Genomic DNA, 26,130 nt, shown 5'->3' with positions numbered 1-26,130 from the left:
TTTCAGCCGCCATTGCGGCGTGATACGCAAAGCGCATGAACCAGATGCCCACCAAAGCCGAGATCCTGCAATGGATCACCGAGAATCCCACGCTTGGCGCCAAGCGCGAGATCGCCAAGGCGTTCGGCATCAAGGGCGCCGCGCGGATCGACCTCAAGCGCATCCTCAAGGAGCTTGAGGCCGAGGGCCATCTGGAAAAGCGCAAGAAAACCTATCGCGACCCGGACCGCCTGCCGCCGGTCAGCGTGCTGCAAGTCCTGGGCACCACCCCCGATGGCGACCAATTGGCCAAGCCGCTGGAATGGCACGGCGAGGGGGCAGAACCTGTCGTCATGCTGATTCCGCGCGCCTCGGACCCCGCGCTGGGCGAGGGCGAGCGCATATTGGCGCGGCTTCAGGCCGTGCGCGGCGAGGCGCATCATTACGAGGCGCGGCTGATCCGGCGCATTGGGTATAACCCTTCCAAGGTGCTGGGCATTTACCGCAAGGGCACCGAGGGCGGGCGCATCCTGCCCATCGACAAGGGGATGGGCAAGGAATGGCAGGTCGATGCCACCGCCACCGGGGGCGCGCAGGACGGCGAGCTGGTCGAGGGCGAGGCCGCGGGGCCAAAGGGCCGCATGGGCCTGCCGCGCGCGCGCATCACCTCGCGTCTGGGCGATCCATCGGCGCCGCGCGCCGTGTCGCTGATCGCCATTCATCAGCACGGCATCCCGGACGAATTTCCCGATGATGTCATCGCCGAGGCCGACGCGCAAAAGCCTGCGGGCCTGAAGGGCCGCGAGGATCTGCGCCACCTGCCGCTGGTCACGATCGACCCCTCGGATGCGCGCGATCATGATGACGCCTGTTATGCCCATTCTGACGACGCGCCGGATAACGCCGGCGGCCATGTGATCTGGGTCGCCATCGCCGATGTGGCCCATTACGTCACGCCGGGCTCTGCACTGGACGCCGAGGCGCGCAAGCGTGGCAACTCCAGCTACTTCCCCGACCGCGTGGTGCCGATGCTGCCTGACCGTCTGTCGGGCGATCTATGCTCGCTCCACGAGGGGGTGCCGCGCGCCTGCATTGCGGTTCGGATGCGCGTCGACGAATTCGGGCAGAAACTGGACCAGAGCTTTCACCGGGGCATCATGCGCTCTGGCGCGTCGCTGACCTATCAGGAGGTGCAGGCGGCGATGGATGGCGATCCGAGCGCGCGCTGCGCCGAGATGATGGATGACGTGATCCGGCCCCTTTATGCGGCCTATGCGGCGCTGAAACAGGCGCGCGGCACGCGCCAGCCCCTCGATCTGGACCTGCCCGAGCGCAAGGTGGTGCTGAGCGAAGAGGGCAAGGTTCTGAGCGTCAATTTCAGCGAACGCCTTGATGCGCACAAGCTGATCGAGGAATTCATGGTGCTGGCCAATGTCGCGGCTGCCGAAACGCTGGCCGAACGAAAATCACCGCTTCTCTACCGGGTCCATGAGGAGCCGGCGGAGGACAAGCTGGACAGCCTGCGCGAGGTGGCCGAGGCGGCGGGGCTGGTGCTGGCCAAGGGGCAGGTGCTGCGCACCGCGCATCTCAACGCGCTGCTGCATGGGGCTGCGGGGACCGACCATGCCGAGCAGATCAACATGAGCACGCTGCGCGCCATGACGCAGGCGTATTATGCACCTGCAAATTTCGGCCATTTCGGCCTCGCGCTGAAATCCTATGCACATTTCACCTCGCCCATCCGCCGCTATGCGGACCTGATCGTGCACCGCGCGCTGATCTCGGCCCATGGCTGGGGCGATGACGGCCTTGCGCCCTACGAGGAGGATCAACTGGAGGGCACTGCCAAGCATATCTCCGACACCGAGCGGCGCAGCATGATGGCCGAGCGGGACACCAATGACCGCTATCTGGCCGCCTTCCTGTCCGAGCGCGTGGGCGAGGAGTTTACTGGCCGCATCAGCGGTGTCGCCAAGTTCGGCGCCTTCGTGCGGCTGGACGAGACGGGCGCCGATGGACTGATCCCTGTGCGCAATATCGGGCATGAGTATTTCCACTTCGACGCCGATAGCGCGACGCTGATGGGCGCGGATTCGGGCCGCATCGTCACGCTGGGCCAGCGGGTGACGGTGAAGCTGGCCGAGGCCGCGCCGGTGACGGGCGGCATCGCGCTGGAGCTGATCAGCATCGAGGGCAAGGAAATGCCACAAGGGGGCGGCAGGGGCCGCAGCCGCGGCAAACCGCCCAAGCGCAAGCTGGGCGCAGCCAAGAAGAAGACCGCGAAAACCGCACGCAAGGTAGAGCGCAAGCGGCGCAGCTAAGGCGTTACGCGGGCCCGGTCACGCGGTTGACATGGCCCATCTTGCGGCCCGGCTTGACCTCGGCCTTGCCATAGAGGTGCAGCGCACACGCGCCGTCGCGCGCCAGATCCGGCACCACGTCCATATCGTCGCCGATCAGGTTTTCCATCACCACGTTGGAATGTCGCTTGCCATCGCCCAAGGGCCAGCCCGCGACGGCGCGGATATGCTGTTCGAACTGGTCGACGGTGCAGCCATTCTGCGTCCAATGCCCCGAATTATGCACGCGCGGCGCGATCTCGTTTACTATGAGGCCCTTGGGCGTGACAAACAGCTCGACCCCCATGACCCCGACGTAATCCAGCCTGTTCAGGATCTGCGCGGCGATCAGCACCGCGTCGCTGCGCTGTGCGGGCGTCAGCTTGGCGGGGATGGTCGTTGTGCGCAGGATGCCCTCTTCATGCACGTTCTGGCCGGGATCATAGGCCGAGACGTCCCCCGCCGCATTGCGCGCGGCGATCACCGAAATCTCATGCGTGAAATCGACAAACCCTTCATAGATGCTGGGCGCGCCGTTCATATCGGCCAGTGCGGCCTCGGCGTCGTTCGGATCCTTCAGCCGCACCTGCCCCTTGCCGTCATAGCCAAAGCGGCGGGTCTTGAGGATTGCGGGCAGGCCGATCTCGGCCATCGCCTCGGTGATGTCGACACCGTCGTCGATGGCCGCGAAGGGCGCGGTTTTCAGGCCCAGATCATTGAGAAACGCCTTCTCTACCAGCCGGTCCTGACTGACGCGCAGCGCCGCACGGTTGGGATGGACGGGGCGCAGGTCTTCCAGAATATCCAGCGCCGAGGTGGGGATATTCTCGAACTCATAGGTGATGACGTCGCAGGCATCCGCAAAGATGCGCAGCGCGCCCTCGTCCTCGTAGGGCGCGGCGATGTGGCGATCTGCGACATGGGAGGCGGGGCAGCCCTCGCCCGGCTCGAAGATGCAGGTCTTGAAGCCAAGGCGCGAGGCCGCCACCGACAGCATGCGGCCAAGCTGACCACCGCCCAGAATGCCGATGGTCGCGCCGGTTCCGAGGGGTTCAGTCATTGGTGGGCTCCTCCGGGATCGAGGCCGACAGGGCGGCGCGCCAGTCCTCGAGCCGCCCAGCCAGCGCAGCATCGTCATTGGCAAGGATGGCGGCGGCCATGAGGCCCGCATTGGCCGCCCCCGCCGCGCCGATGGCCATGGTGGCGACCGGATAGCCGCGCGGCATCTGAACGATGGAATACAGGCTATCGACACCCGAGAGTGCCTTGGTCTGAACGGGCACGCCGATGACCGGCACACGGGTCTTGGAGGCCATCATGCCCGGCAGATGCGCCGCGCCGCCCGCGCCCGCGATAATCGCCTTGAGGCCGCGCCCCGCCGCCTCGGCGCCATAGGCCCAAAGCCGGTCGGGCGTGCGATGGGCCGAGACGATGCGCAGCTCGTAGGGCACCTCCAGCGCGTCCAGGATATCTGCCGCTTCCTTCATCGTGGACCAGTCCGACTGGCTGCCCATGATGATCCCGACCGTGACTTCAGGCATTGCGCGCCTCCCAGTGATTCAGGCGCGAACCATAGGCGGGCGGGCAGGGGCCGTCCACCACCGCCATGCACCAAAAAGGGCGTTCAGGCGATGATATCGGGCAGCAGGCGATCCTCGATATAGGCGATGCGATCCTTGAGGCGCAATTTTTGCTGTTTGAGCCGTTTGACGGTCAGCGGATCGCGCACCTTGCGCTCCTCCAGCGCCTCGATTGCCTCGTCCAGATCGCGATGCTGGCGGCGAAACTGCTCAAGCTCGACGCGCAGGACGTCGTCTGATTTCATCGCAAGTTCGCTATAGGCGTTCATCGGGGCATGATTCCTGAGATCAAGGATGTGTCAGGGGATAATACGCGCAAACCTGCCCTGCGCCTAGCCCTTGCGCCCCTGCCGTTGAGCGCCCATATTTCACTCAAGGCCCCGCCGCCGATGCATGGGACGGGGCCAATTTGACCAGTCGCTTGACGCAAGGACGTGGCACATGACGAAACTGACGCTGGGGGCGCACCCCTATATGCTGGGCTTTGATCAGCTGGAACGGCTGCTGGAGCGTAGCGCGAAATCCGGCAACGAGGGCTATCCACCCTTCAACATCGAGCAGACCTCCGACAACTCCTACCGCATCACGCTGGCCGTCGCAGGCTTTGGCGAGGAGGATCTGTCGGTCACGGTCGAGGATCGCCAGCTGGTGATCCGTGGACGGCAGGGCGCGGACATGGGCGAGCGGGTTTTTCTGCACCGCGGAATCGCGGCGCGGCAGTTCCAGCGCAGCTTTGTCCTGGCGGATGGCGTGGAGGTGGGCGCGGCGATCATGGAGAACGGACTTTTGCATATCGACTTGACGCGGGCACAGCCCGAGACAGTTGTTCAAACGATAACGATAAACAAACGGAGCCAATAGCCGTCTGAAGGAGGCAATATCATGGATACCGAATTTGAATTCCCGCATGAGGCGGGCCATCGCATCGCCTATGTCCGCTCGGTCGCGGTCGAGGATCTGCCCGAAGACGTGCAGAGCCAGGTCGGCGATCTGACCACGCTCTACGCGGTTCACAGCGAGGAAGGCGAGCGCCTGGCGCTGGTCAGCGACCGCAAGATGGCATTTGTTCTGGCGCGCCAGCACGATCTGGACCCTGTGACGGTGCACTGACGCAGGTGCCCCCTGGCTGGCACCGGATGAGTATTTTTGCCAAGATGAAGGGAGGGGCGCGCACGGGCAGGTTGCCGGTGCGCGCCTTTCTGCGTAAGGGAGGGGCGGTTTTTCCTGCGGAGCGATGTGATGTCCCAGCCTGCGCCCAAGGTGGCGGTCCTGCCCCACGACATGAAGCTGGGGCTGCGCCCGGGCGGTATCCCGCTGGATCGGCTGATCTGGCCGCTGGGCGCGCCCGAGGGCATCGCAGGGCAGACGCTGGCCGATCTGGAGCCGCGCGACCACCTGATCGTCTTTCCGCGCAAATCACTGCACTGGCGCCCCGGTTTTGGCGTCCGTGCGCGCGTGTCGATCATGGTGCTGGAGCCCGAGGCGATCCATGGCGGGCAGTTGAAGTCGCTACGCCGCTCGCACGGGCGGTTCTACAAGGTGCTGAGCCATAATGCGGCGCTGCTGTTGGATATCCCGAATGGCGTGTTTTTCCCCTTTGGCAGCACCTGGGTGCCCGAATGGCGGGGTCTGGATGTCTCCAAGAGCCGGATGATGTCCCTGATCGCGTCAGATAAACGCTCGCAGGAAGGGCACCGGATGCGCCATGCGGTTGCGGCCTGGGCAAAAACCGAGAGAATGGATCTGGACGTGATGGGTCGCGGACATACGCCCTTTGCGGCCAAGGCCGATGGCCTCGCGCCCTATCGCTATTCGGTGGTGATCGAGAACGTCCGCGAGCCGAATTACTTTACCGAGAAGCTGGTGGACGCGATCCTGTGCCGCTGCGTGCCGATCTATTGGGGCTGCCCCAATATCGGGGATTTCTTCGACACGTCCGGCATGATCGTTTGCGAGAACGAGGCCGAGCTCATGGCCGCAATGGCAGCAGCCTCGGAAGAGGATTTCGAGGCGCGCGCGGCCAGGCTGGACGGGGTGCGGGAGGTGGCAGCGGAGTATGGCGATCTCTACGGGCGTGCGGCGCGCGCGGTGTTGGGGCAGATTTGCTGAGTGGGCGGCTAGAGCGCAAAGCTGGAAGACGTGATCCTTCTCCCCGACGGCAGGCCCGCAAGGAACAACACCAAATTGGTGGCCGCTGCGAAGAAGCTGATCGCGGATGTAGCAACCCAAGTTTAGCTGCAAAATTCCGGTATGACCCCGCAGACTGGCCCGCCACACCACATAAAAATCGCCACACCACACGAAGAAGGGGCCGCACTCTTCAGCGCGGCCCCTTTTTCAATCTCACCCGGCGATCAGTCCCATCTGTTCCAGCTTGAGAATGACCTGATGGGCGCAGTTATCGACATCGACATTCTCGGTCTCGACCCGCAGCTCGGGCGTTTCGGGAACGTCATAGGGGTCGGAAATGCCGGTGAATTCCTTGATCTTGCCCTCTCGGGCGAGTTTATACAGCCCCTTGCGGTCGCGGCGCTCGCACTCCTCCAGCGAGGTGGCGACATGCACCTCGACGAAGGCGCCAAAGCTTTCGACGTCCTCGCGCACGGCGCGGCGGGTGGCGGCGTAGGGCGCGATGGGGGCGCAGATGGCGATGCCGCCGTTCTTGGTGATCTCACTGGCGACATAGCCGATGCGGCGGATGTTAAGGTCGCGGTGCTCCTTGGAAAAACCCAGCTCGGAGCTGAGGTTCTTGCGCACGATGTCGCCATCCAGAAGCGTCACCGGGCGCCCGCCCATCTCCATCAGCTTGACCATCAGCGCGTTGGCGATGGTGGATTTGCCTGACCCGGAAAAGCCGGTGAAAAACACGGTAAAGCCCTGATTGGCCCGCGGCGGGCGGGTGCGGCGCAGCTCGGCCACCACCTCGGGGAAGGAAAACCACTCGGGGATTTCAAGAGCCTCTTGCAGGCGGCGGCGCAGCTCGGTGCCCGAGATGTTGAGGATGGTGACATCGTCCTTGTCCTCGATCTCGTCCATCGGCTCGTATTGGGCGCGCTCCTGCACGTAGACCATGTGCTTGAAATCCAGCATTTCGACGCCGATTTCGTCCTGATACTCGCGGAAGAGGTCCTGTGCATCATAGGGCCCGTAGAAATCATCGCCTGCCGAATTCTTGCCGGGGCCCGCGTGATCGCGACCCACGATGAAGTGGGTGCAGCCGTGATTGGCGCGGATCAGGCCGTGCCAGACCGCCTCGCGCGGGCCGGCCATGCGCATGGCCAGGTTCAGCAGGGACATCGCGGTGGTCGATCCGGGGTATTTGTCCAGCACGGCCTCGTAGCAGCGCACGCGGGTGAAGTGATCGACATCGCCCGGCTTGGTCATGCCGACGACGGGATGGATCAACAGGTTGGCCTGCGCTTCCTTGGCGGCGCGGAACGTCAGCTCCTGGTGTGCGCGGTGCAGAGGGTTGCGCGTCTGGAACGCGACGACCTTGCGCCAGCCCAGCTTGCGGAAATAGGCGCGCAGCTCGTTCGGGGTGTCGCGGCGGGCGCGGAAATCGTAATGCACAGGCTGCTGAATGCCGGTGACCGGCCCGCCCAGATAGACGTTGCCCGCCGTGTTGTGCAGGTAGTTGACGGCCGGATGCGCGCTGTCATCGGCGCCAAAGACCTTTTCGGCCTCGCGTGCCTTGTCAGGCGTCCAGCGGTCTGTGACGGTCATCGTGGCAAGGATGACGCCCTCCTGGTCGCGCAGGGCGATATCTTGGCCCAGTTCCAGCGCTTCGGCAAAGGCGTCACTGACATCGAGCGTGATCGGCATGGGCCAGAGCGCGCCCGAGCTAAGGCGCATGTTCTCGACCACGCCATCGTAATCGGCCTCGCTCAGGAATCCCTTGAGCGGGTTGAAGCCGCCGTTCATCAAGAGTTCCAGATCGCAGATCTGGCGCGGCGTCAGATCGAGGCTGACCAGGTCACCGGCCTCTGCCTTGAGCTTTTGCGCCGACTCATAGCTGACGTAGAGTTCGGGAATGGGCGTGAGGTTGTTGATGTTGGTCATGGGATCACTTTCGAAAATTGCCGGCCGGGATGCGGTTTCTTCACGGCGCTCGCACGGCCGTCTGGGCGCCGAGTAGCGCGCCAATGTGGCCAAAGTCTAGCAAAGAGGCTGGTTTTGCGCTCGAAAGGACAGTTTTTTCGCAAAGTGACGCGGCAGGGCCGCATCCGTTCGGCGATCACCGCCCCATGGCGTCAGAATTTACCAAGAGCTCGACCCCCGGCTGAACAGATGCGCGATGCACCTCGCCCGGTGCGGGGGGCGGCGCGGTCATCACATCGGTCAGGCACATCAGAAGGCGGTCGAGAATGGCCGCGCCCAGCACGGGTGCCTCTGCCGATGCCTCGTCCGGCGCATCGCCATGCGCGCCTAGGATGCGTGTGTCGCGCGGCAGCATTGTCGCCAGCCGCCCGGCGGTGCCAAGATACTCCGCCAGTGACGCCCCCGGCACCTGCGCATAAAGCGCGCCGCGATAAAGGTAATCGGCGGCAAAGAAGAGACCCGCCTGTGCATCCCATAGCGATACGCTGTCCGGCGAATGGCCGGGCGTGTGGACCAGTTGCAACTGGCGCCCGCCGAGGTCGATCATCGCATCAAGCTTCAGCCATTCGGCGACGGGAAATGTCGGGGCCTGCCGATCCTCGCGGTCCCCGAGGAACAGCGTGTCGGTGGGCGTCACCTCGCCATTTGCCTCGCAAGCGCGCAGCACCGGCAGATCGGGCAGAACGATCCGGTCAAAGCCAAGGATGTTGCCCAGATGGTCGTAATGCATATGCGAGGGCAGCACGGTCAAAGGCAGATCGGTCAGGCCGGCCACCACGGGCGGCATCGTGCCGTAATAGGATCCGGTGTCGAACAGCAGCGCGCGGTCCGTGCCGCAGATCAGATAGCTCCAGTTCTGCTGGTGATAGCGCGGCTCGCCTATGGCGGTGACGCCCAGCGCGATCTCTTGCAGCTTGTACCACTCCTGTGCGCTCATCCTTCGAACCCCCATCCGTCGGGCAGAAACCCGTGGGGCAGGACAAGCCGCGTCGATGCCTCCTCGCCCAGCCAGACGGACATCGCCGTCGCGGGCTGATCGGGCAGGCAGGCAGCAAGGTAGAGCGTGCCATCCTCATCAGGGGTGCGCGCGGTCTCGAAACCGGCCTCGTTCAGGGCGGCCTCGGCGGCCTCCCAATCGGCGGCGGGCTCGGCGACGAAGGCATAGTCGATATCGGCCACGTCAGGCAGATCGGCCGCTTCGGCTATTTCGGCCCAGACGGCATAGGTTTCGGCCTTCTGGGCCGCGAAATCATGCGTCATGCGTGGCCTTGGCGGTCTGGTCCGTCTGAAGTGCAGGATCGGAGTTCACCGCGTCCTCGTTTTCGGCCATGCCATGCTCGGCCAGCCAGCGCTCGGCCTCCAGGGCGGCCATGCAGCCCATTCCGGCGCTGGTCACGGCCTGGCGGTATTTGTGATCGGTCAGATCGCCCGCAGCAAAGACACCGGGCAGGGACGTCTCGGTGCTGTCCGGCTTGGTCACGACATAGCCGCCCATATGCGTCTCGAGCACATCCTTGACCAGCTCGTTCGCGGGCGCGTGGCCGATGGCGACAAAGACGCCCTTGGCTGGGATGTCGGTGATCTCGCCGGTCTTGGTATGCTTGACCTTGACGCCCTCGACCCCGAGCGGCGCATCGGTGCCATAGACCTCATCGAGCTCGTGGAACCAGAGGGGATGGATCTTGGGGTTCTTCTCAAGGCGGTCGATCAGGATACGCTCAGCGCGCAGTTCGTCCCGGCGGTGGACCAGCGTCACCTTGGACGCGAAATTGGTCAAGAAGAGCGCCTCTTCCACCGCCGTATTGCCGCCGCCGACGACGACGATTTCCTGATTGCGATAGAAAAATCCGTCACAGGTGGCGCAGGCCGACACGCCAAAGCCCTTGAACTTTTCCTCGCTGGGCAGGCCCAGCCATTTGGCGCGCGCACCGGTGCACAGGATGATCGCCTCAGCCACATATTCAGTGCCGCTGTCGGACTGGCAGACATAGGGGCGCTTGGAAAAGTCGATGCTGCTGATGATGTCGCCGATGATCTCGCAGCCCATGGCCTTGGCATGCGCCTCCATCCGGACCATCAGGTCAGGGCCCTGCACCTCGGTGTCGCCCGGCCAGTTCTCGACCTCGGTGGTGGTGGTCAGCTGGCCACCCGGCTCGATCCCCTGCACCAGAACAGGCTCCAGCATCGCGCGGCTGGCATAGACGGCGGCGGTATATCCCGCCGGGCCGGAGCCGATGATCAGAACCTTGGTCTTTTTCGTGCCGGCCATATGCGCGCCCTCTCAAAGCTGTCGTCGTGTGCAGGTCATATAGACCCCGGCGCGCCCCGGCGAAACCCCCGGCTGGCAGGGATGGTGCAAGGGGTTGCATCCCCTCCCGAGGCCGGGGTATGACGCGCAACGATCTTGCGCGCCTGCGCATGATTGTTGCGCAAACCGGCGCGGCTGATATAACAATCGCGAAATCGAATGAGAGCTGAAGCAGTATGGCCACGACCCGTCTGGACCCGATCGACCGCAAAATCCTGGCCGAGCTTCAGGCCGATGGGCGGATGACCAATGTCGAACTTGCCAAGCGCGTCGGAATCTCCGCCCCGCCGTGCCTGCGCCGGGTGCGCACGCTGGAGGAGGCGGGGTTTATCCGTGGGTATCACGCGGATGTAGACCCGCGCGAGTTGGGCTTCGAAGTGCAGGTCTTTGCCAATGTCGGGCTGCAAAGCCAGGCCGAGGCGGATCTGAGCGCCTTCGAGGCGCGCTGCCGTGAATGGCCGCTGGTGCGCGAGTGCCACATGCTGAACGGCGAGGTGGATTTCATCCTGAAATGCGTGGCGCCGGACCTGAGCACCTTCCAGAGGTTTCTCACCGAAGAGCTGACAGCGGCCAGCAACGTGGCCAGTGTCAAGACCGCGCTTGTCATTCGTGGTGCCAAGGATGAGCCGGGCGTGCCCTTTGAAATTCTGGAAGCGCGGCTGGCCCGCGACGCCTGAGGCGCGCGCGTCACGCGATGGCGCGGCCCCCATGGTGGAGTGGCGCGCGGGGGTGCGCCAAGCTGCCGAAATCGGTGGGGCGCAGGATATGTGGAAAAAGCCGCATGAAAAGCGAAAGCTGCTGATATGTCAGCTGGTTCTCGAACCCCGGACCGGGATGATACGTCTCGACGGCAAGGCCAGCGGCGGTGATCGTTGCGTGCCGGCGCAGCGCGATATGAAAGAGCTCCACATCGCCCGGCGGGCTGAGCGCGATCACATGCGTTCCGTCGATCATGTCGTGGATGGGCCGCAGCGTCTGGTCCGCATGCGCGCTGCCCCGCCAGCCGTCCGCGCGCTGGAGCGTGCGCGCGCCGGGGCCAGTCAGAACATCGGCCAGAGGGCGACCAAGACCGAGTGCGCCGGTCTGGATGCGCGTCAAGCGCGCGCCTTCGGGGCGCGCCTCGTTGCGGTTGGCCTGCCATGTCATCCGCCCGATCCAAAGGATGGGCGAGGGACCACGCTCGTTCGTGACGACCCTCATGCCGGGGTCAAGATCCTCGATCGCGACGGGGCCGCGCGTGGTCGTGATGAGCGTGCCGCGCGCAAAGGCCGAGAAAGCGCCGTCAAACACAGGGTGCGGCGGGATCGAGTGCTGCTCAAAGCCGATGCGTGCATCGCTCCGCAGGTAGCTGATTTCGCAGGTGCGCATTCTTGCGCTTGCGCCGCCGCCGCGCATGGCCGGGCCGTCATCGCCATGATGCAGATCGCCGGGCGCGCTGCTGTCGGCGCGCAATGTGCGGGTCAGGCCGAGGTTTGAGGGGGTATAGACCATGAAGTGCGCTGTCCGGAGGAGCTCAGGCGCTGCGCAGGGCGCGGGCCTTGGATTGAACCGGGGTCATCCGCGCGGCCATGGATTTGCGCTGGCCGCGCTGGAACGGCAGGGCGGGGACGTTGCCAGAGGCGCTTTTGAGGGCGGATGCCAGCCAACGCTTCTGCGGTTTGCTCGTGCTCGTCATGTCATGTCTCCTGCGGGTGCCCGCTCTGCGGATCTGGTTGCTATCTCGAAGGATGAAACTGCCAGCGGTTTGCGGCCTTGTTGGGGCAGGCATGTGACATTTGCGGCCCGGAGCGCCAAAAACGCTCCGGCGATCAGGCGGCGGTCCAAACGTGCTGATTCATGGTGGATGATGCGCTTGCCGAGACAGGCGATGCCGCGAGGCTCGAGCCGGAATGCGTGCAATCGGGGCTGATTTGAGGCGCGTTTGCGGTGCCCCCAGCTTAGAGGCGAATGGCCGCGATCAGCCTGCCGTAATCGGCCTCACCCCGGTGGGTCGTGCGGCGGTAGGAATAAAACCGGGTCTCGTCGCCATAGGTGCAATGGCCGGTCCACTCCGCGCGCCCGACCCCTGCGGCGCGCAGCCGCGCGAGGCCGAAGGCGGGCAGATCGAATTGCATCTTGCCGTTCTCACCGGGGGCGAAGTAGCGCGCATGATCGGCGCTCTGCGCGATGAAGGCGGCCACGAAGTCTGCGCCGACCTCATAGGCGGCCTGGCTGATCGAGGGGCCGATGACAGCGGCGATATCCGCGCGCGCCGCGCCGAGGCCCTCCATCGCGTCCACCGTTCTCTCCAGCACGCCGTCCAGCGCACCGCGCCAGCCCGCATGTGCCGCGCCGATCACGCCGGCCTTGGCATCGGCAAAGAGGACGGGCTGGCAATCGGCGGTCAGGATGGCGAGGGCGATGCCGGGGGTGCGCGTCACCATGGCATCGGCGCGGGGCCGCTCGGGTAGGGGCGCGTCCAGCACGGCGACATCCGCAGAATGGACCTGATGCACGGTTTGCAAATGGTCCGGCGGCACATCCATCGCCTCGGCCACGCGGGCACGGTTGATCGCCACGATCTCTCGCTGATCGCTGGACCCGTGACCGCAATTGAGACCTGCAAAGATGCCCGATGACGCCCCGCCACGCCGCGTGAAAAACCCGTGCCGCAGGGGCGCGAGGCTGTCGGCTGTGAGAATTTCGAGCGTCATGACCCCCCTCTCAAGCAAGCAATCCGGGCGGTGGCGCGGCACCCTCGGGATAAAGCGCCATCACCTTGAAGAGCGTCCCCATTTCCGATGGGTGGGTCAAGCGTCGATGTGCAGCGACATGGGCGACCCGCGCCTCCCCGCTCAGCGCCTCGGCCAGCTTTTGTGCGCGCTGCGCGATGCCGAGCCGCTCGAGAAAGACGCCCTGCGCGGTCAGCCGGGTATAGCGCGCGGGTGCGACGGCCAGCGCCAGCGCCTCGAAATCGACATGCGCGGTCAGGTCGGCTTCCCCGGGCGCGCCGAACGGATCGGCCTGCGCATGGGCGCGCAGGGCCTGAAACGTATCGCCAAGACTGCGCCAATCGCCGTAATCCACGATCAGCGTGGCACCGCCCCTCGCGGCGATATGCGCGCCCAGATCGGTGGTGATGCGGGTGGCGGCAGGCGAGAATTCGACGATATCGCCCTCGCCCGTATCCTCCAGCCGGTGCGCCAGCATCGGCAGGAGCGTGGGCGCGCTAAGCGCAAGGGTCAGGCGCTCGCCGTCGCGCGTCACCATGCGCTCGCGCCAGCTGTCGCCGCTCCGCTGGGCCTGCCGGATCGGCAGCGCATCGAAAAATTCGTTGGCCACGGCAAAGAGGGGCAGGTCAGGCAGCGTCTCGACCCCGGCGTGCCACCGGGGCGTATGCCCGTCGAGCGTCTTGGCCTGCACGGCGCGCAAGGCGGCAGATGTCTCGACCAGATGCACCTCGGCCGCGGCGTGAAAGCCGGGCACAGCGCGGGTCGCGCGAAGGATGTCCGCCATGAGCGTGCCGCGTCCGGGGCCCAGTTCGGCGAGTGCAAAGGCGGCTGGCGCGCCCTGATCCAGCCATGTCTGGGCAAGGCAGAGGCCGATCAACTCGCCGAACATCTGGCTGATTTCCGGCGCGGTCGTGAAATCGCCCGCCGCGCCCAATGGGTCGCGCGTGGCGTAATAGCCGTGCGTTGGGTGCATCAGGCAGGCGCTCATGTAGTCGGCCAGCGTCATCGGGCCGTCTGCATCAATCTGCGCGATCAAAAGGCGCGCAAGCTGGGTCATTGGGCCGGGCGCGCCCGCCTCGCCCGCGCCAGCAGGAGTAGCCCGACCGCGATCATCGGCAGGGACAAGATCTGCCCCATGGTCAGGCCCAGCCCGCCGCCCAGTTGCAGCGCATAGCCCATTGGGTTTTCCGGTGACCAGAATTGCGCGTCGGCCTGACGCACGAACTCGACTGCAAAGCGCGCGGCGCCGTAACCGACAAGGAACCACCCGCCAATGCGGCCCGGTGTCTTGAGCGCGCCGCGCCGATAGGCCAGCCAGATAAGGGCGGCGCCGAGCAACACCCCCTCCAGCAGCGCCTCATAGAGCTGCGAGGGATGGCGCGCGCACAGACCCACCACATCCGGGCAGTCCTGCGCGGCGGCCCCCGGAAAGATCACGCCCCACGGCAGATCCGTGGGCCGCCCCCAAAGCTCGGCGTTGATGAAATTGGCGACCCGCCCCAGCGCCAGCCCGATGGGCGCCGCCATGGCAACAAGATCGCCGACCGACAGAACACGCAGCCCGTGGCGCAGCGAAAAGGCGACGCAGGCCACCAGCACGCCCAGCATCCCGCCGTGAAACGACATGCCGCCCTGCCAGACCTGCAGGATATCGGCAGGGTGCGACAGGTAATAGGCGGGCTGGTAAAATAGGACAAAGCCAAGACGCCCGCCCAGAATTACGCCGAGGATAGCCCAGAACAGCAGATCCTCCACCTGCTTGGCCGTCATCGCAGGGCCGTCCTTGCCCCATAGAGCCGTCTTGCACACGGTGGCCCGCACCAGCCGCCAGCCGATGAGGATGCCGACGATATAGGCCAGCGCATACCAGCGCAGCGCAAATTCCATCCCGAAGACGGAAATGGTGAAAAGCTCGGGCGAGACGTTCGGGAAGGGGATGCTGGCTATCATGGCGATGACATGGCCGCGCCGGAGGGGGGAAGTCAACGGGGTTCGGGCATCTTGCCGCTCGGGTTCGCCCGCATCTTGAGATTGGCGCCTGCGCGGCCCATATTGAACGCAACACGCGGCAGTAGCCGCACCATTCCGGGGAGAAAGACATGCAAACTCGCAACAAAGTGATGGACGACATCTCGCAATTGATGACCAACGCGATGGGCGTGGCCCAAGGCGCGCGGCAGGAGGCTGAGACGGCGATGTCCTCGATGGTGGACCGCTGGTTGGCCGATCGCGATTTCGTAACGCGCGAGGAGTTCGACGCAGTGCGTGCCATGGCGCAGAAGGCCCGCGAAGAGAATGAGGCGCTCAAGTCGCGTCTGGACGCGATGGAGGCGGCGGGGGATCGCCGCTGAACCTGTCTGAAGGTTTGAGTGCCGGCGCTGGCCTCGGCCGGCGCTTCGAGCACATTGGGGTGGCTTGCTTGGCCACCGGTCCTCGTCTGATGCTTCGCGCCCCGCGCAATTGGCAAATTGAGGTGATACCGGAGCTGCGGCAGGTGGATGCCCAAGGCGGCGCATCCAAGGCGGGTGCAGGCAAGGATCCGCACACTGTATCTCGCTAGGATTTGCCAGCTTTGATGTTGGCAAGTATTTGCCTTCCCAGAGCCTGACGATGGCCAAGAACCTGCGCGCGTGATATGCATTGACGAGGCGGCCAAAGTTCCACACCTTGGGTGCTCGCGGTCACATATCCGCAGTTTACTATTTAAAAGTGTGTTTTTTAAAGGGGTTCTGCCATGAGATGTTTGGCCGCGCACGAAAGGGTGTCTTGTCTGACAGCATCCCATTCGGTGCTTCCCCAAGCGTCCAGATCAGCGTCCCGATCACAGTCTTGCCCGGCACTTCGGCCCGCACTCATCGCACGCTGCGCGGCCTTCATGGATGAGAGGCGTCAGGAATGAATCAACGGGCTCTCAACCACGTGCGCGCCGTGCAGGATCGTCTTGCACGGCTCCGTGCGCTGCGCCTGATTACGCGCGACTCGCCTGACAAGCTGCGGCGCGACGCGGCCATCATTGCCTATAGCCGCACTCTGGACAGTCTGGTCGAGGATCTGACGGCACTGGACGAGATGGGCCTTCTGAGCGCTTGCCTTCGCCGGCTTGGCTCTCGGACGCAAGAGTTCGGCGCCATGGCGGCTGGCGCGCATGCCTTGGATGCTGAAGGTCAGGATGCGCACCCCAAGGCGGGCGACTGACGCTTTTCGCCGCAAATCCCTGAATCATAGCTCTGGTGGAGCGCGGTGATGCATGGAACCGCTGCGCGCGCAGCGCTGCTGGTCGATGCCTGAGGTCTGCGGCGTGACGCTTCAGGGCTGCACACCGATCGCCAAGCTGACCATTGGTAGTGAGGCGCGCGCGATCTAGCGGGCTGGCACATTCCGTCCACAACTTATTGCGGTTATCCCCAACAAATTGCTTTACAGGTGGGCTTGTGTGCCTCACCATATCTAGTAACGGCATGGGGCGAAACCCCATCCACTTGAGCAGTCATCCAGTGTTTGGGGGCGCCAGATCCCCTCCGCCGGAGCGAACCCAAAGGTGACGACATGGCATTGTCCGAAGAGTTCCTGTCAGACGACATTCACCCGATCGACATGGTCGAAAATCTCGCCGAACATAATGACTGGCAATTTGATCGCGTTGGCGACAATCAGATCGCGATGGCTGTTAAGGGCCAGTGGCGCACCTACTCGGTCACTCTGGCGTGGTCGGCGCATGACGAGACGCTGCGCATGGTCTGCACGTTCGAAATGGACCCTCCCGGCGAAAAACTGCCGGCACTCTTCGAGGCCCTGAACGAGATCAACGATCAGTGCTGGGCTGGCGCCTTTACCTACTGGCGCGAGCAAAAGCTGATGGTCTATCGCTATGGCCTGCTGTTGTCCGGCGGACAGGTTGCCTCGCCCGAGCAGATCGACGGCATCATCACTGCCGCCGTGCTGGGCGCCGAGCGCTACTATCCCGCATTCCAGCTGGTCGTCTGGGGAGACCGCACGCCGCGTGATGCGATGCAGGTTGCCATTGCAGAGGCGTATGGCCGCGCGTAACCTCGCCCCCTGAACCTGAAAACAGGCGAAAGGGATTGAGTTATGGATATGGATTTTGTGGCCGAAAAGGGCCTCGTGCTGCTGGGCTGTGGCAAGATGGGCAGTGCGATGCTGGAGGGTTGGCTGAATGGCGGCCTGCCGCCATCGTCGGTCTGGGTGGTCGACCCCAAGCCGTCCGATTGGGTGAAATCCACCGGCGTCGCCATCAACGGCGATCTGCCTGCCGCACCGGGCATCGTTCTGATCGCGGTCAAGCCGCAGATGATGGGTGATGCGCTGCCCAGTCTTCAGGATATGGGCAACGGGCCGACACTCTTCATCTCGGTCGCGGCAGGCACGCCGATGACGGCCTTCGCCGATGCGCTGGGCGCGCAAAGCCCGATCATCCGCGCCATGCCCAATACCCCCGCAGCGGTGGGCCGGGGCATTACCTCGATCATCGGCAACTCCTACACCAGTGACGAACAGCTTGATCTGGCCGAAATGCTGCTGAAGGCCGTGGGTCAGGTCGTCCGGCTTGAGGATGAGGACCAGATGGATGCGGTCACGGGCGTCTCGGGCTCGGGTCCGGCTTACGTTTTCCACATGATCGAATGCATGGCCAAGGCAGGCGAGGCCGAGGGGCTGTCGCCTGAACTGGCGATGCAACTGGCCCAAGCGACGGTCGCAGGCGCGGGCGCGCTGGCCGAAGAGGCCAAGGAAACGCCCACTGAGCTACGCGTCAACGTGACCAGCCCCAACGGCACGACGCAGGCGGGCCTCGATGTGCTGATGGACGAAGAAAACGGCCTGCCCAGCCTGATGCGCCGCACGGTCGGCGCCGCCGCCAACCGCTCGCGGGAGCTGAAGGATGGCTGAGGACATAAGTTTCGACGATTTTCTCAAGGTGGACATTCGCGTGGGCCGCGTCGTCCGGGCCGAACCCTTTCCCGAGGCGCGCAAGCCCGCCATCAAGATATGGATCGATTTCGGTGACGAGATCGGCGAGCGCAAGACATCGGCGCAGGTGACCAAGCATTACACGCCCGAGACGCTGCTGCACCGCATGGTGATGGGCGTTGTCAATTTCCCGGCGCGCCAGATCGGCCCCTTCATGTCCGAGGTTCTGGTGCTGGGCGTCGCGGATGAGGACGGCGAGATCGTGCTGCTGGCCCCCGATCAGGACGTGCCCATCGGGGGGCGAATGCATTGAGCCGCGTTTTCCTGACCCGGCCCCTGCCCGATAGCGTGATCGCCGCCGCCGAGACGCATTTCGACGTCGAGGTGCGCGCCAGCACTCTGCCGATGAAGCCCGCCGAGATGCGCGCGGCGCTTGCCCTCTATGATGGCGTTTTGCCGACCCTGCGCGACAATTTCGATGCGGGAATTTTCGAGGCAGGGGGGCACCGTTGCAAGGTGCTGGCCAATTTCGGCGTCGGCTACAACCATATCGATGTCGCTGCTGCCCGCGCGTGCGACATCACCGTGACGAACACCCCCGGCGCCGTCACCGACGCCACCGCCGACATCGCCATGACCCTCATGCTGATGAGCGCGCGGCGCGCGGGCGAGGGCGAGCGCATGGTGCGCGGCAATGCCTGGGAGGGCTGGCACCCGACGCAGATGCTGGGCCTGCATCTGGGGGGCAAGACGGTGGGCATAATCGGCATGGGACGCATCGGGCAGGCGATTGCGCGGCGCTGCCATCATGGCTTCGGTATGGATGTGATCTATCAGAACCGCTCGGAAAAGACGCTCGACCTGCCTGCCGAGCGTATGGAGAGCATCGCGGCCCTTGCCGCGCGCGCCGATGTTGTCGTCGTGGCGGTGCCGGGCGGGGCGGATACGCACCACCTGATCGGGACGGATGCCTTTGACGCGATGCAGAGCCATGCGCATTTCATCAACATCTCGCGCGGCGACGTGGTGGATGAGGCGGCGCTGATCTCGGCCTTGCAATCGGGCCATATCGCCGGCGCAGGCCTTGATGTCTATGAGCATGAGCCACAGGTGCCGCCCGCCCTGATGGCATTGGAAAACGCGGTGCTGCTGCCTCATCTGGGGACTGCCGCGCTGGAGGTGCGCGAGGCGATGGGCCTGCTTGCGATTGAAAACCTGCGCGCTTTCTTTGCGGGTGAGACGCCGCCCAACGCTGTGAATTAGGCCGTGGGCACGCCCGCCATCACCGGGAGCGGCGTTTTCACGCCGCCCCATACCATCACCAATGATGAATTGGTGGCGGCGTTCAACGCCTATGCCGATCGCTACAACGCCGATCACGCGGCAGCGATCGACGCGGGCAGGGTCGCGGCCAAGGTCCATTCCAGCAGCGCGTTCATCGCCGGCGCGTCGGGCATCCATCAGCGCTACGTGATGGAGAAATCCGGCATCCTCGACCCCGAGGTGATGCACCCGCGCCTGCCGCCCCGTAGGGACGATCAGCCCAGCCTGATGGCCGAAATGGCGCTGGACGCCTGCCACAAGGCGCTGGCGCAGGCGGGGCGCAGCGCGCGCGAGGTCGATCTGATCATCTGCGCCGCTTCCAATCACGAGCGCGCATACCCAGCGATTGCCGTGGAAATTCAGAGCCTTCTGGGCGCGCAAGGGTTTGCCTTCGACATGAATGTCGCCTGCTCGTCCGCCACCTTCGGGATCAAGGCGGCAGCGGACATGATGCGCGCGGGCGGCGCAAACTGCGCCATCGTGGTCAGCCCCGAGATATGCAGCGCGCATCTGGAATGGCGCGACCGGGACTGCCATTTCATCTTTGGCGATGTCTGCACAGCCGTCATGATCGAACCCGAAGAGCGCGCCCAAGGGCCACATTTTCGCATCCACAGCACCCGCTGCGCGACGCAATTTTCCAACAATATCCGCAACAATGACGGCTTCCTGCGCCGCGCCCATGGCCAGATGGGGGACCGGCGCGACATGCAGTTCATGCAAAATGGCCGCCGCGTCTTCAAGGAAGTGCTGCCACTGGTCGTGAGCCATATCGCCGGTCATCTGGACGAGGCGGAAACAAGCGCCAGCACGCTCAGCCGCCTCTGGCTGCATCAGGCGAACAAGGGCATGAATGATTTCATCGGGCGCAAGGTGTTGGGGCGCGATGCCGCGCCGGACGAGCAGCCGAACGTCTTGCAGAACTACGCCAACACGTCCTCGGCGGGGTCCATCATCGCGTTTTCGCAGCACAGCGATGACCTGCCGCCGGGCGCCAAGGGCATGATCTGTTCCTTCGGCGCGGGCTATTCGGTGGGGTCTGTCTTGGTCGAGCGGGCCTGATCGTCGCGCTGCTGCTTTGCCGCGCGCAGGCCCTGAACGGCGATTTGCGCACCCGGCCATGCAATGCTGAAGGCCGCAACGATTGAGGCCAGAATGGCCCAGAACGACGTGTATCCCAGAACAAAGCACATCACGATCAGCGCGCCGGAAATCGCCGTGCCGCTGAGAAGCGTCAGAAAGACCAATAGCTTGTCCATGGTGTCAACTCCTTGCCCTGCGATGACAACGTTCCGTGCGCCTCTGGCGTTCCGCTGCTCTCAGGCCCCCGCCCGCAGCACCGAGGGCGCAGCGCCATAGCGATGGCGCATCGCGCGGGCCATCGCAGCAGGCGATTCGTAGCCGCAGCGCACCGCGATTTCGCCCACGGTCAGAGCCGTGCTGTCCAGCAGTTTGCGCGCCTCCGACAGGCGCAAATGACGATAGACCGTGCCCGGCGGCGCGCCGAGGGCGCGGCGAAAATGGCGGTCAAGCGTGCGGGGCTGGCAATGCAGGCGCTCTGCGATCGTCTCCAGTGGCAGGGGCCGCTCGACATGGGCGCGCATCTGCGCCAGTGCGGCCTGCACCAGCTTGTCCGATTGTGGCGGCGTCGCCGAGGTATCGCTGCCGTGCATGAACTGGTCCTCGACATCGAGGCGCGCGGCCATCCCGCCGTGATGCGCGATCAACTCCATCATCAGATCGAGCGCGCTCATCGCGCCTGCGCAGGTGATGACCGGCCCGTCGCGCGTCACACGCGCGCGCTCGACCTCGACATCGAGGAATCGCTCGGCAAAGGCGTCCTGAAGATCCCAGTGCAGCGTCGCGCGCCGCCCCGAAAGAAGGCCCGCCGACGCCATCAGCCAAGGCGCCGCATCCATCCCCACCACGCTGCCGGCGCGCTTGGACGCGGCGCGCAGCGCCTTGCGCGCGGCGCTCGTATCATGGCGGATGTGATCGTAACTTGCTAAGATAAATAGATAATCGCAGCGCTCCATCCGCCCCAGCGCGTCATGCGGCAGCACCTGCATACCGCTCGAGCTGCGCGCAGGCTCGCCGGTGAGCGTGGTGATGCGCCACTCGAAAAGCGCGGTCCGGCTGACGAAATTCGCGGCGCGCAGCGGCTCCAGACAATTGGCAAGGCACAGGTTGGAAAACCGGTCGAAGAGCACGAATCCGATTGTCGTGGGGGCGCCCTGCGGTTTTGTCCATTCCTGCATCATTCCTGTCTGATACTGCATCATGGGCGCCAAGGCCAGCGTTAGGATGCGCGGTATATCTGATTCAGAGCTGACACACGTCAGAGCTGACACAAGCCAGACCTCCCGAAAGGACACTTTGATGCCCCTCACCATGAACCGCGACGTTTTCATCACCTGCGCCGTGACCGGCGGCGGCGGCACGCAGGATCGCAGCCCCCATGTGCCCCGCTCGCCCGAGCAGATTGCCGATAGCGCCATCGCGGCGGCCAAGGCCGGCGCAGCCATCGTGCATTGCCACGTGCGCGACCCCGAAACCGGCGCGCCCAGCCGCGACGTCAAGCTATACCGCGAGGTGACCGACCGGATCCGCGCCAGCGATACCGATGTGGTTCTGAACCTGACCTCCGGCATGGGCGGCGACATGATCTTTGGCGACCCCGAAAAGCCCCTGCCGCTGAACGAGGCGGCATCGGACATGGTCGGCGCGTCCGAGCGCGTGGCGCATGTGCTGGAATGCCTGCCCGAGATCACGACGCTGGATTGCGGCACGATGAACTTTGCCGAGGCCGATTACGTGATGACCAACACGCCCGGCATGTTGCAGGCGATGGGCGGCATGATGACCGAGGCAGGCGTCAAGCCCGAGATCGAAGCCTTCGACACCGGCCACCTTTGGTATGCCAAGCAGCTGGTCAAGGACGGCATCCTTGAGCCGGACGCGCTGGTGCAGCTGTGCATGGGCGTGCCGTGGGGTGCGCCCAACGACATGAATACCTTCATGGCGATGGTCAACAATGTGCCCGACACCTGGAACTGGTCGGCGTTTTCGCTGGGCCGCGACCAGATGCCTTACGTTGCGGCCGCCGTGCTGGCGGGGGGCAACGTGCGCGTGGGTCTTGAAGACAACCTGATGCTCGACAAGGGCGTGCTGGCCGAGAACCACCAGCTTGTTACCCGTGCCCGCGAAATCATCGAGCGGATGGGCGCAAAGGTGATGTCGCCCGGCGATGTGCGCGACAAGCTGAACCTGACCAAGCGCGCCCCGAAGTGAGCCCAGAAGTGAGCCAGCGCGTCCTCATCACCGGCGGTGCCTCGGGCATCGGCCTTGGCCTTGCGCTGCGGTTCGCGGCCGAGGGTGCCCGCGTGGCGCTCTGCGATGCGGATGGCGGCGCGGTGGCGCGTGCGGCGTCCCAGATGCCGGACGCCATCGCGCGCCAGGCCGATGTGACCGATGCGGCCCAGATGGACGCCTTTCTGGGCGAGGTCGAGAACGCATGGGGCGGCATCGACGTGGTCTGCGCCAACGCGGGCACCGGCGGCCCGGCGGGCCGGATCGAGGATCTGGACTATGATGCCTGGCAGGCCTGCCTTGCCGTGAACCTGAACGGCGCGTTCCTGACCTGCCGCTGGGCCGCGCGCATCATGCGGGCGCAAGGGGCAGGGACGATCATCATCACCTCGTCTACATCGGGCCAGTGGGGCCACCCCTACCGCGCGCCCTATGCGGCGGCGAAATGGGGGCTGGTGGGCCTGACCAAGACCCTCGCGATGGAGCTGGGGCCCGTGGGCGTGCGCGTCAACGCCATCTGCCCCGGCGCGGTCGAGGGCGAGCGCATGGACCGCGTGGTGGCGATGGAGGCCAAGGCATCGATGCGCCCCGAGGCGGAGGTGCGCGATCAATACGTGCGTGGTGTGTCGATGCGCACATGGGTGACGGTCGATGATCTGGCCGACACGGTCCTTTTCCTTGCCTCGCCCGCTGCCTCGAAAATATCTGGCCAGATCATCGCGATCGACGGCCACACCGAAACCAACGCGCCGTGAGTTCGCATGAACCTGAGCGCATGAAACGGATCTGTATATGACCAAGAAAATGACAGCTGCCATCATCGGCGGCGGTGTGATCGGCGGCGGATGGGCCGCGCGCTTCCTTCTGAACGGCTGGGATGTGCGCATCTTTGATCCCGACCCCGAGGCAAAGCGCAAGATCGGCGAAGTGCTGGACAATGCGCGCCACGCGCTGCCCATGCTCTATGATTACGCCATGCCGGATGAGGGCGCGCTGACCTTCCACGACACGGTAAGCGATGCGGTCAAGGGCGCCGACTGGATTCAGGAAAGCGTGCCCGAGCGGCTGGAGATGAAGCACAAGGTCTACGCCGAGATCCAATCGGCCTGCGATGCGCAAGCCATCATTGGCTCGTCCACCAGCGGCTACAAACCGACCGAGCTTCAGGAGGGCGCCGCGCGCCCCGGCCAGATCATGGTCTGCCACCCGTTCAACCCGGTCTACCTGTTGCCCCTGATTGAGGTCGTCGCGACGGATGCCAGCGACACCGAGACCGTGGATCGCGCCGCCGAACTTCTGACCTCCGTCGGTCTCTATCCCTTGCGGGTGCGCAAGGAAATCGACGCCCATATCGCCGACCGCTTTCTGGAGGCGGTTTGGCGCGAGGCGCTCTGGCTGGTCAAGGACGGTATCGCCACGACCGAGGAGATCGACAATGCCATCCGATATGGCTTTGGCATCCGCTGGGCGCAGATGGGCCTTTTCGAGACCTATCGTGTCGCCGGCGGTGAGGCGGGGATGAAGCATTTCATCGACCAGTTCGGCCCCTGCCTGAAATGGCCCTGGACCAAGCTGATGGATGTCCCCGAACTGACCGACGAACTGGCGCAGATGATCGCGGACCAGTCCGATGACCAGTCCGGCCACCTCACCATCCGCGAGCTTGAGCGCAAGCGCGACGGCAACCTCATCGCCATGATGCGCGCGCTGAAGCAGCAGGGCAATGCCTCGGGCCGCCTGCTGAACGAGCACGAAAAGACGATGCGGCCCGAGCTTGAGGCTGGCACGCCCATGCTGAGCCTGCGGCGCACCATCCCTGTCGATTGGACGGATGTGAACGGGCACATGAACGAGGGGCGCTACGGCCAGATCTTCTCGGACGCTTCCGAAGAGGTGATGGCCTATGTCGGCGCAGATGATGCCTATGTCGCGGGCGGCCACAGCTATTTCACCGTCGAGACGACGACGAAATACCTGGCCGAGACCCACGCAGGCGAGGCCGTCGAGGTCTATAGCCGCGTCACGCAAGGCGAGGGCAAGAAATTGCGCTGCCTGCATGAAATGCGCCGGGCCTCGGACGGCGAGGTCATGGCCACCTGTGACCAGTTCATGCTGCATGTCAGCCTCGAAACCCGCCGCACCTGTGATCCGGCCCCCGATGTCGCCGCCCGCGTGACCGCGCTGGCCGCCGCCCATAAGGAGTGAACCCATGCAATTCGGACTGACCGACGAACAGGAGATGATCGTCTCGACCGTGCGCAGCTTTGTCGAGAACGAGATCTACCCCCATGAGGCCGAAGTCGAGCGCACGGGCGAAGTGCCCGCCAAGCTGGCCGAAAAGATCAAGCAAAAGACGCTGGACCTCGGCTTTTACGCCTGCAATTTCCCCGAAGAGGTCGGCGGCGCAGGGCTGTCGCACCTTGAGTTCGCTCTGGTCGAGCGCGAGCTTGGGCGCGGCTCCATGGCGCTCACGCATTTCTTTGGACGGCCGCAGAACATCCTGATGGCCTGCAACGAGGAACAGCGCGAGCGCTATCTTCTGCCTGCCGTTCGGGGCGAGCGGATGGACGCGCTGGCAATGACCGAGCCGGGCGCCGGGTCGGACGTGCGCGGCATGAAGTGCACCGCCAAACGCGACGGCGGCGACTGGGTGGTGAACGGGACCAAGCATTTCATCTCGGGCGCGGATCACGCGGATTTCATCATCGTCTTCATCGCCACGGGCGAGGACGACACGCCCAAGGGACCCAAGAAACGCATCACCACCTTCCTCGTCGATCGCGGCACGCCCGGCTTTACGATCCGCGACGGGTACAAATCGGTCAGCCACCGCGGCTACAAGAACATGATCCTCGAGTTCGACGATTGCCGCCTGCCGGACGCACAGGTGCTGGGCGAGGTCGATGGCGGCTTCGAAGTGATGAACGAATGGCTCTACGCCACGCGCATCACGGTGGCCACGATGGCTGTTGGCCGCGCGCGGCGCTGCTTTGACCTCGCGCTGAACTATTCGGCCGAGCGCAAGCAATTCGGCCAGCCCATAGGCAAGAATCAGGGCGTCAGCTTCCAGATCGCGGACATGATCACCGAGATCGACGCCGCCGACTGGCTGACGCTCGCCTCCGCCTGGCGGCTTGACCAGGGCCTGCCCGCCAACCGCGAGATCGCCTCGGCCAAGCTCTATGCCAGCGAGATGCTGGCCCGCGTGACCGATACGACACTCCAGATCTATGGCGGCATGGGCCTGATGGACGATTTCCCGATCGAGCGCTTCTGGCGCGACGCCCGCGTCGAGCGCATCTGGGACGGCACCTCGGAAATCCAGCGGCACATCATCAGCCGCGATCTGTTGCGGCCCTTGGGCGCGTGATCTGCGTGGCTCCAAAAGAACCTTTTGCCTCCGGCGGGGATATTTGGAGCAAAAAGAAAGGGGGCGCCAATAATGGCACCCCCCGAAAAGGCTAAACCCTTTCTCCTTGCACGGTCATCGGCGTCCCCGCCTGTACCGTAATTACACTCTGACCAGGAATGGTTAATCATGCGTTACGCCCACCTTC

The 26,130-nt window shown here is 64.7% G+C and carries 30 protein-coding genes; 16 read left to right on the top strand and 14 right to left on the bottom strand.

From position 1 onward, the window contains the following. Nucleotides 1-35 precede the first annotated feature (35 nt). The gene (gene rnr / locus V8352_RS14110) at nt 36-2,300 is read left to right on the top strand and encodes a ribonuclease R (RefSeq protein WP_336424939.1); all 2,265 of its coding nucleotides are present in this window, start codon (nt 36-38) and stop codon (nt 2,298-2,300) included. Nucleotides 2,301-2,304: 4 nt separating this feature from the next. Here the strand turns inward: rnr and V8352_RS14105 are convergent, their stop codons facing one another. The 3 genes from V8352_RS14105 to V8352_RS14095 form a co-directional block, all read right to left on the bottom strand. Next, entirely contained in the window at nt 2,305-3,378 is a 1,074-nt protein-coding gene (locus V8352_RS14105) for a 5-(carboxyamino)imidazole ribonucleotide synthase (protein ID WP_336424938.1), read from the bottom strand. After that, a complete protein-coding gene (purE, locus tag V8352_RS14100) occupies nt 3,371-3,859 on the bottom strand; it encodes a 5-(carboxyamino)imidazole ribonucleotide mutase (RefSeq protein WP_336424937.1) in 489 nt (162 codons plus the stop codon). The genes V8352_RS14105 and purE overlap by 8 nt, the downstream gene beginning before the upstream one ends. An 83-nt stretch (nt 3,860-3,942) precedes the next feature. Next, complete coding sequence (locus V8352_RS14095; protein WP_336424936.1) at nt 3,943-4,167, bottom strand: YdcH family protein; 225 nt, start codon at nt 4,165-4,167, stop codon at nt 3,943-3,945. Between the two features lie 172 nt (nt 4,168-4,339). Between V8352_RS14095 and V8352_RS14090 the strand changes: the two genes are divergently transcribed. The 3 genes from V8352_RS14090 (at nt 4,340) to V8352_RS14080 (ending at nt 6,007) form a co-directional block, all read left to right on the top strand. Beyond that, nucleotides 4,340-4,759, top strand: coding sequence for an Hsp20 family protein (locus tag V8352_RS14090; RefSeq protein WP_336424935.1), 420 nt, complete (start codon nt 4,340-4,342; stop codon nt 4,757-4,759). Nucleotides 4,760-4,780: 21 nt separating this feature from the next. Further along, nucleotides 4,781-5,008 carry a DUF1150 family protein gene (locus tag V8352_RS14085; RefSeq protein ID WP_336424934.1) on the top strand — a complete coding sequence of 76 codons (228 nt, stop codon included), beginning with the start codon at nt 4,781-4,783 and terminating at the stop codon, nt 5,006-5,008. A gap of 129 nt (nt 5,009-5,137) precedes the next feature. Next, nucleotides 5,138-6,007: a hypothetical protein gene (locus V8352_RS14080; RefSeq protein ID WP_336424933.1), complete on the top strand. Its 870-nt coding sequence runs from the start codon at nt 5,138-5,140 to the stop codon at nt 6,005-6,007. Between the two features lie 234 nt (nt 6,008-6,241). On the opposite strand, the gene V8352_RS14075 is transcribed toward V8352_RS14080, so the two are convergent. The 4 genes from V8352_RS14075 to trxB all read right to left on the bottom strand — a co-directional run bounded on the left by V8352_RS14075 (nt 6,242) and on the right by trxB (nt 10,265). Beyond that, nucleotides 6,242-7,957, bottom strand: a complete 1,716-nt coding sequence (locus tag V8352_RS14075; protein ID WP_336424932.1) for a bifunctional sulfate adenylyltransferase/adenylylsulfate kinase — start codon at nt 7,955-7,957, stop codon at nt 6,242-6,244. 175 nt (nt 7,958-8,132) lie between these two features. Further along, nucleotides 8,133-8,933 carry an MBL fold metallo-hydrolase gene (locus V8352_RS14070; RefSeq protein WP_336424931.1) on the bottom strand — a complete coding sequence of 267 codons (801 nt, stop codon included), beginning with the start codon at nt 8,931-8,933 and terminating at the stop codon, nt 8,133-8,135. Further along, complete coding sequence (locus V8352_RS14065; RefSeq protein WP_336424930.1) at nt 8,930-9,256, bottom strand: ribonuclease E inhibitor RraB; 327 nt, start codon at nt 9,254-9,256, stop codon at nt 8,930-8,932. The genes V8352_RS14070 and V8352_RS14065 overlap by 4 nt, the downstream gene beginning before the upstream one ends. Continuing rightward, nucleotides 9,246-10,265 (bottom strand): thioredoxin-disulfide reductase, encoded by a 1,020-nt coding sequence (gene trxB / locus V8352_RS14060; protein ID WP_336424929.1) that lies wholly within the window; start codon nt 10,263-10,265, stop codon nt 9,246-9,248. The genes V8352_RS14065 and trxB overlap by 11 nt, the downstream gene beginning before the upstream one ends. 215 nt (nt 10,266-10,480) lie before the next feature. On the opposite strand from trxB, the gene V8352_RS14055 reads away from it, so the two are divergent. After that, nucleotides 10,481-10,981: an Lrp/AsnC family transcriptional regulator gene (locus tag V8352_RS14055; protein ID WP_336424928.1), complete on the top strand. Its 501-nt coding sequence runs from the start codon at nt 10,481-10,483 to the stop codon at nt 10,979-10,981. A 10-nt stretch (nt 10,982-10,991) separates the two neighbouring features. Here V8352_RS14055 and V8352_RS14050 read toward each other — a convergent pair whose 3' ends face one another. From V8352_RS14050 to lgt, 5 genes are all read right to left on the bottom strand, one after another. After that, nucleotides 10,992-11,795, bottom strand: a complete 804-nt coding sequence (locus V8352_RS14050; protein ID WP_336424927.1) for a Hint domain-containing protein — start codon at nt 11,793-11,795, stop codon at nt 10,992-10,994. Nucleotides 11,796-11,817: 22 nt separating this feature from the next. Continuing rightward, entirely contained in the window at nt 11,818-11,979 is a 162-nt protein-coding gene (locus V8352_RS14045) for a hypothetical protein (protein ID WP_336424926.1), read from the bottom strand. 262 nt (nt 11,980-12,241) lie between these two features. After that, nucleotides 12,242-12,997, bottom strand: a complete 756-nt coding sequence (gene pgeF, locus V8352_RS14040; RefSeq protein WP_336424925.1) for a peptidoglycan editing factor PgeF — start codon at nt 12,995-12,997, stop codon at nt 12,242-12,244. 10 nt (nt 12,998-13,007) lie between these two features. Then, nucleotides 13,008-14,072 carry a class I SAM-dependent methyltransferase gene (locus V8352_RS14035; RefSeq protein ID WP_336424924.1) on the bottom strand — a complete coding sequence of 355 codons (1,065 nt, stop codon included), beginning with the start codon at nt 14,070-14,072 and terminating at the stop codon, nt 13,008-13,010. After that, nucleotides 14,069-14,965, bottom strand: coding sequence for a prolipoprotein diacylglyceryl transferase (lgt, locus tag V8352_RS14030; protein WP_336424923.1), 897 nt, complete (start codon nt 14,963-14,965; stop codon nt 14,069-14,071). Before lgt ends, V8352_RS14035 begins: the two co-directional genes overlap by 4 nt. A gap of 149 nt (nt 14,966-15,114) precedes the next feature. On the opposite strand from lgt, the gene V8352_RS14025 reads away from it, so the two are divergent. The 7 genes from V8352_RS14025 to V8352_RS13995 all read left to right on the top strand — a co-directional run bounded on the left by V8352_RS14025 (nt 15,115) and on the right by V8352_RS13995 (nt 20,326). After that, nucleotides 15,115-15,366, top strand: coding sequence for an accessory factor UbiK family protein (locus tag V8352_RS14025; RefSeq protein ID WP_336424922.1), 252 nt, complete (start codon nt 15,115-15,117; stop codon nt 15,364-15,366). Between the two features lie 544 nt (nt 15,367-15,910). Then, nucleotides 15,911-16,210, top strand: a complete 300-nt coding sequence (locus tag V8352_RS14020) for a hypothetical protein (RefSeq protein ID WP_336424921.1) — start codon at nt 15,911-15,913, stop codon at nt 16,208-16,210. A 351-nt stretch (nt 16,211-16,561) separates the two neighbouring features. Beyond that, nucleotides 16,562-17,062 carry a YbjN domain-containing protein gene (locus V8352_RS14015; RefSeq protein ID WP_336424920.1) on the top strand — a complete coding sequence of 167 codons (501 nt, stop codon included), beginning with the start codon at nt 16,562-16,564 and terminating at the stop codon, nt 17,060-17,062. Between the two features lie 42 nt (nt 17,063-17,104). After that, nucleotides 17,105-17,920 (top strand): pyrroline-5-carboxylate reductase, encoded by an 816-nt coding sequence (gene proC / locus V8352_RS14010; RefSeq protein WP_336424919.1) that lies wholly within the window; start codon nt 17,105-17,107, stop codon nt 17,918-17,920. Next, nucleotides 17,913-18,254 (top strand): tRNA-binding protein, encoded by a 342-nt coding sequence (locus V8352_RS14005; RefSeq protein ID WP_336424918.1) that lies wholly within the window; start codon nt 17,913-17,915, stop codon nt 18,252-18,254. Before proC ends, V8352_RS14005 begins: the two co-directional genes overlap by 8 nt. Beyond that, nucleotides 18,251-19,204 (top strand): 2-hydroxyacid dehydrogenase, encoded by a 954-nt coding sequence (locus V8352_RS14000; RefSeq protein ID WP_336424917.1) that lies wholly within the window; start codon nt 18,251-18,253, stop codon nt 19,202-19,204. Before V8352_RS14005 ends, V8352_RS14000 begins: the two co-directional genes overlap by 4 nt. Nucleotides 19,205-19,207: 3 nt before the next feature. Beyond that, nucleotides 19,208-20,326, top strand: coding sequence for a beta-ketoacyl-ACP synthase III (locus V8352_RS13995; RefSeq protein WP_336424916.1), 1,119 nt, complete (start codon nt 19,208-19,210; stop codon nt 20,324-20,326). On the opposite strand, the gene V8352_RS13990 is transcribed toward V8352_RS13995, so the two are convergent. Beyond that, the gene (locus tag V8352_RS13990; RefSeq protein ID WP_336424915.1) at nt 20,290-20,523 is read right to left on the bottom strand and encodes a hypothetical protein; all 234 of its coding nucleotides are present in this window, start codon (nt 20,521-20,523) and stop codon (nt 20,290-20,292) included. The genes V8352_RS13995 and V8352_RS13990 overlap by 37 nt on opposite strands. Nucleotides 20,524-20,583: 60 nt before the next feature. After that, entirely contained in the window at nt 20,584-21,543 is a 960-nt protein-coding gene (locus V8352_RS13985) for a GlxA family transcriptional regulator (protein WP_336424914.1), read from the bottom strand. A gap of 100 nt (nt 21,544-21,643) precedes the next feature. Here V8352_RS13985 and V8352_RS13980 point away from each other — a divergent pair, with 100 nt between their 5' ends. From V8352_RS13980 to V8352_RS13965, 4 genes are read left to right on the top strand one after another with little or no spacing between them, the layout of a single operon-like run. Next, nucleotides 21,644-22,555, top strand: a complete 912-nt coding sequence (locus tag V8352_RS13980) for a 3-keto-5-aminohexanoate cleavage protein (RefSeq protein ID WP_336424913.1) — start codon at nt 21,644-21,646, stop codon at nt 22,553-22,555. 8 nt (nt 22,556-22,563) lie between these two features. Next, the gene (locus V8352_RS13975) at nt 22,564-23,328 is read left to right on the top strand and encodes an SDR family oxidoreductase (protein WP_336424912.1); all 765 of its coding nucleotides are present in this window, start codon (nt 22,564-22,566) and stop codon (nt 23,326-23,328) included. A 37-nt stretch (nt 23,329-23,365) separates the two neighbouring features. After that, nucleotides 23,366-24,778: a carnitine 3-dehydrogenase gene (locus V8352_RS13970; RefSeq protein ID WP_336424911.1), complete on the top strand. Its 1,413-nt coding sequence runs from the start codon at nt 23,366-23,368 to the stop codon at nt 24,776-24,778. A gap of 4 nt (nt 24,779-24,782) precedes the next feature. Then, on the top strand, nt 24,783-25,943 hold the full coding sequence (locus V8352_RS13965; RefSeq protein WP_336424910.1) for an acyl-CoA dehydrogenase family protein: 1,161 nt from the start codon (nt 24,783-24,785) through the stop codon (nt 25,941-25,943). Nucleotides 25,944-26,130: the final 187 nt, after the last annotated feature.

It is taken from the genome of Roseovarius sp. D0-M9, assembly GCF_037083805.1.
Classification (GTDB): Bacteria; Pseudomonadota; Alphaproteobacteria; order Rhodobacterales; family Rhodobacteraceae; genus Roseovarius.
Note: the sequence above shows the minus strand (reverse complement) of the source record. Positions and strands in the feature narration are given on the sequence as shown.

Bases quoted from the DNA above. Each gene is read 5' to 3' on its own strand.
- rnr (WP_336424939.1), top strand. From the start codon at position 36: ATGAACCAGATGCCCACCAAAGCCGAGATCCTGCAATGGATCACCGAG.
- V8352_RS14105 (WP_336424938.1), bottom strand. From the start codon at position 3,378: ATGACTGAACCCCTCGGAACCGGCGCGACCATCGGCATTCTGGGCGGT.
- purE (WP_336424937.1), bottom strand. From the start codon at position 3,859: ATGCCTGAAGTCACGGTCGGGATCATCATGGGCAGCCAGTCGGACTGG.
- V8352_RS14095 (WP_336424936.1), bottom strand. From the start codon at position 4,167: ATGAACGCCTATAGCGAACTTGCGATGAAATCAGACGACGTCCTGCGC.
- V8352_RS14090 (WP_336424935.1), top strand. From the start codon at position 4,340: ATGACGAAACTGACGCTGGGGGCGCACCCCTATATGCTGGGCTTTGAT.
- V8352_RS14085 (WP_336424934.1), top strand. From the start codon at position 4,781: ATGGATACCGAATTTGAATTCCCGCATGAGGCGGGCCATCGCATCGCC.
- V8352_RS14080 (WP_336424933.1), top strand. From the start codon at position 5,138: ATGTCCCAGCCTGCGCCCAAGGTGGCGGTCCTGCCCCACGACATGAAG.
- V8352_RS14075 (WP_336424932.1), bottom strand. From the start codon at position 7,957: ATGACCAACATCAACAACCTCACGCCCATTCCCGAACTCTACGTCAGC.
- V8352_RS14070 (WP_336424931.1), bottom strand. From the start codon at position 8,933: ATGAGCGCACAGGAGTGGTACAAGCTGCAAGAGATCGCGCTGGGCGTC.
- V8352_RS14065 (WP_336424930.1), bottom strand. From the start codon at position 9,256: ATGACGCATGATTTCGCGGCCCAGAAGGCCGAAACCTATGCCGTCTGG.
- trxB (WP_336424929.1), bottom strand. From the start codon at position 10,265: ATGGCCGGCACGAAAAAGACCAAGGTTCTGATCATCGGCTCCGGCCCG.
- V8352_RS14055 (WP_336424928.1), top strand. From the start codon at position 10,481: ATGGCCACGACCCGTCTGGACCCGATCGACCGCAAAATCCTGGCCGAG.
- V8352_RS14050 (WP_336424927.1), bottom strand. From the start codon at position 11,795: ATGGTCTATACCCCCTCAAACCTCGGCCTGACCCGCACATTGCGCGCC.
- V8352_RS14045 (WP_336424926.1), bottom strand. From the start codon at position 11,979: ATGACGAGCACGAGCAAACCGCAGAAGCGTTGGCTGGCATCCGCCCTC.
- pgeF (WP_336424925.1), bottom strand. From the start codon at position 12,997: ATGACGCTCGAAATTCTCACAGCCGACAGCCTCGCGCCCCTGCGGCAC.
- V8352_RS14035 (WP_336424924.1), bottom strand. From the start codon at position 14,072: ATGACCCAGCTTGCGCGCCTTTTGATCGCGCAGATTGATGCAGACGGC.
- lgt (WP_336424923.1), bottom strand. From the start codon at position 14,965: ATGATAGCCAGCATCCCCTTCCCGAACGTCTCGCCCGAGCTTTTCACC.
- V8352_RS14025 (WP_336424922.1), top strand. From the start codon at position 15,115: ATGCAAACTCGCAACAAAGTGATGGACGACATCTCGCAATTGATGACC.
- V8352_RS14020 (WP_336424921.1), top strand. From the start codon at position 15,911: ATGAATCAACGGGCTCTCAACCACGTGCGCGCCGTGCAGGATCGTCTT.
- V8352_RS14015 (WP_336424920.1), top strand. From the start codon at position 16,562: ATGGCATTGTCCGAAGAGTTCCTGTCAGACGACATTCACCCGATCGAC.
- proC (WP_336424919.1), top strand. From the start codon at position 17,105: ATGGATATGGATTTTGTGGCCGAAAAGGGCCTCGTGCTGCTGGGCTGT.
- V8352_RS14005 (WP_336424918.1), top strand. From the start codon at position 17,913: ATGGCTGAGGACATAAGTTTCGACGATTTTCTCAAGGTGGACATTCGC.
- V8352_RS13990 (WP_336424915.1), bottom strand. From the start codon at position 20,523: ATGGACAAGCTATTGGTCTTTCTGACGCTTCTCAGCGGCACGGCGATT.
- V8352_RS13985 (WP_336424914.1), bottom strand. From the start codon at position 21,543: ATGCAGTATCAGACAGGAATGATGCAGGAATGGACAAAACCGCAGGGC.
- V8352_RS13980 (WP_336424913.1), top strand. From the start codon at position 21,644: ATGCCCCTCACCATGAACCGCGACGTTTTCATCACCTGCGCCGTGACC.
- V8352_RS13970 (WP_336424911.1), top strand. From the start codon at position 23,366: ATGACCAAGAAAATGACAGCTGCCATCATCGGCGGCGGTGTGATCGGC.
- V8352_RS13965 (WP_336424910.1), top strand. From the start codon at position 24,783: ATGCAATTCGGACTGACCGACGAACAGGAGATGATCGTCTCGACCGTG.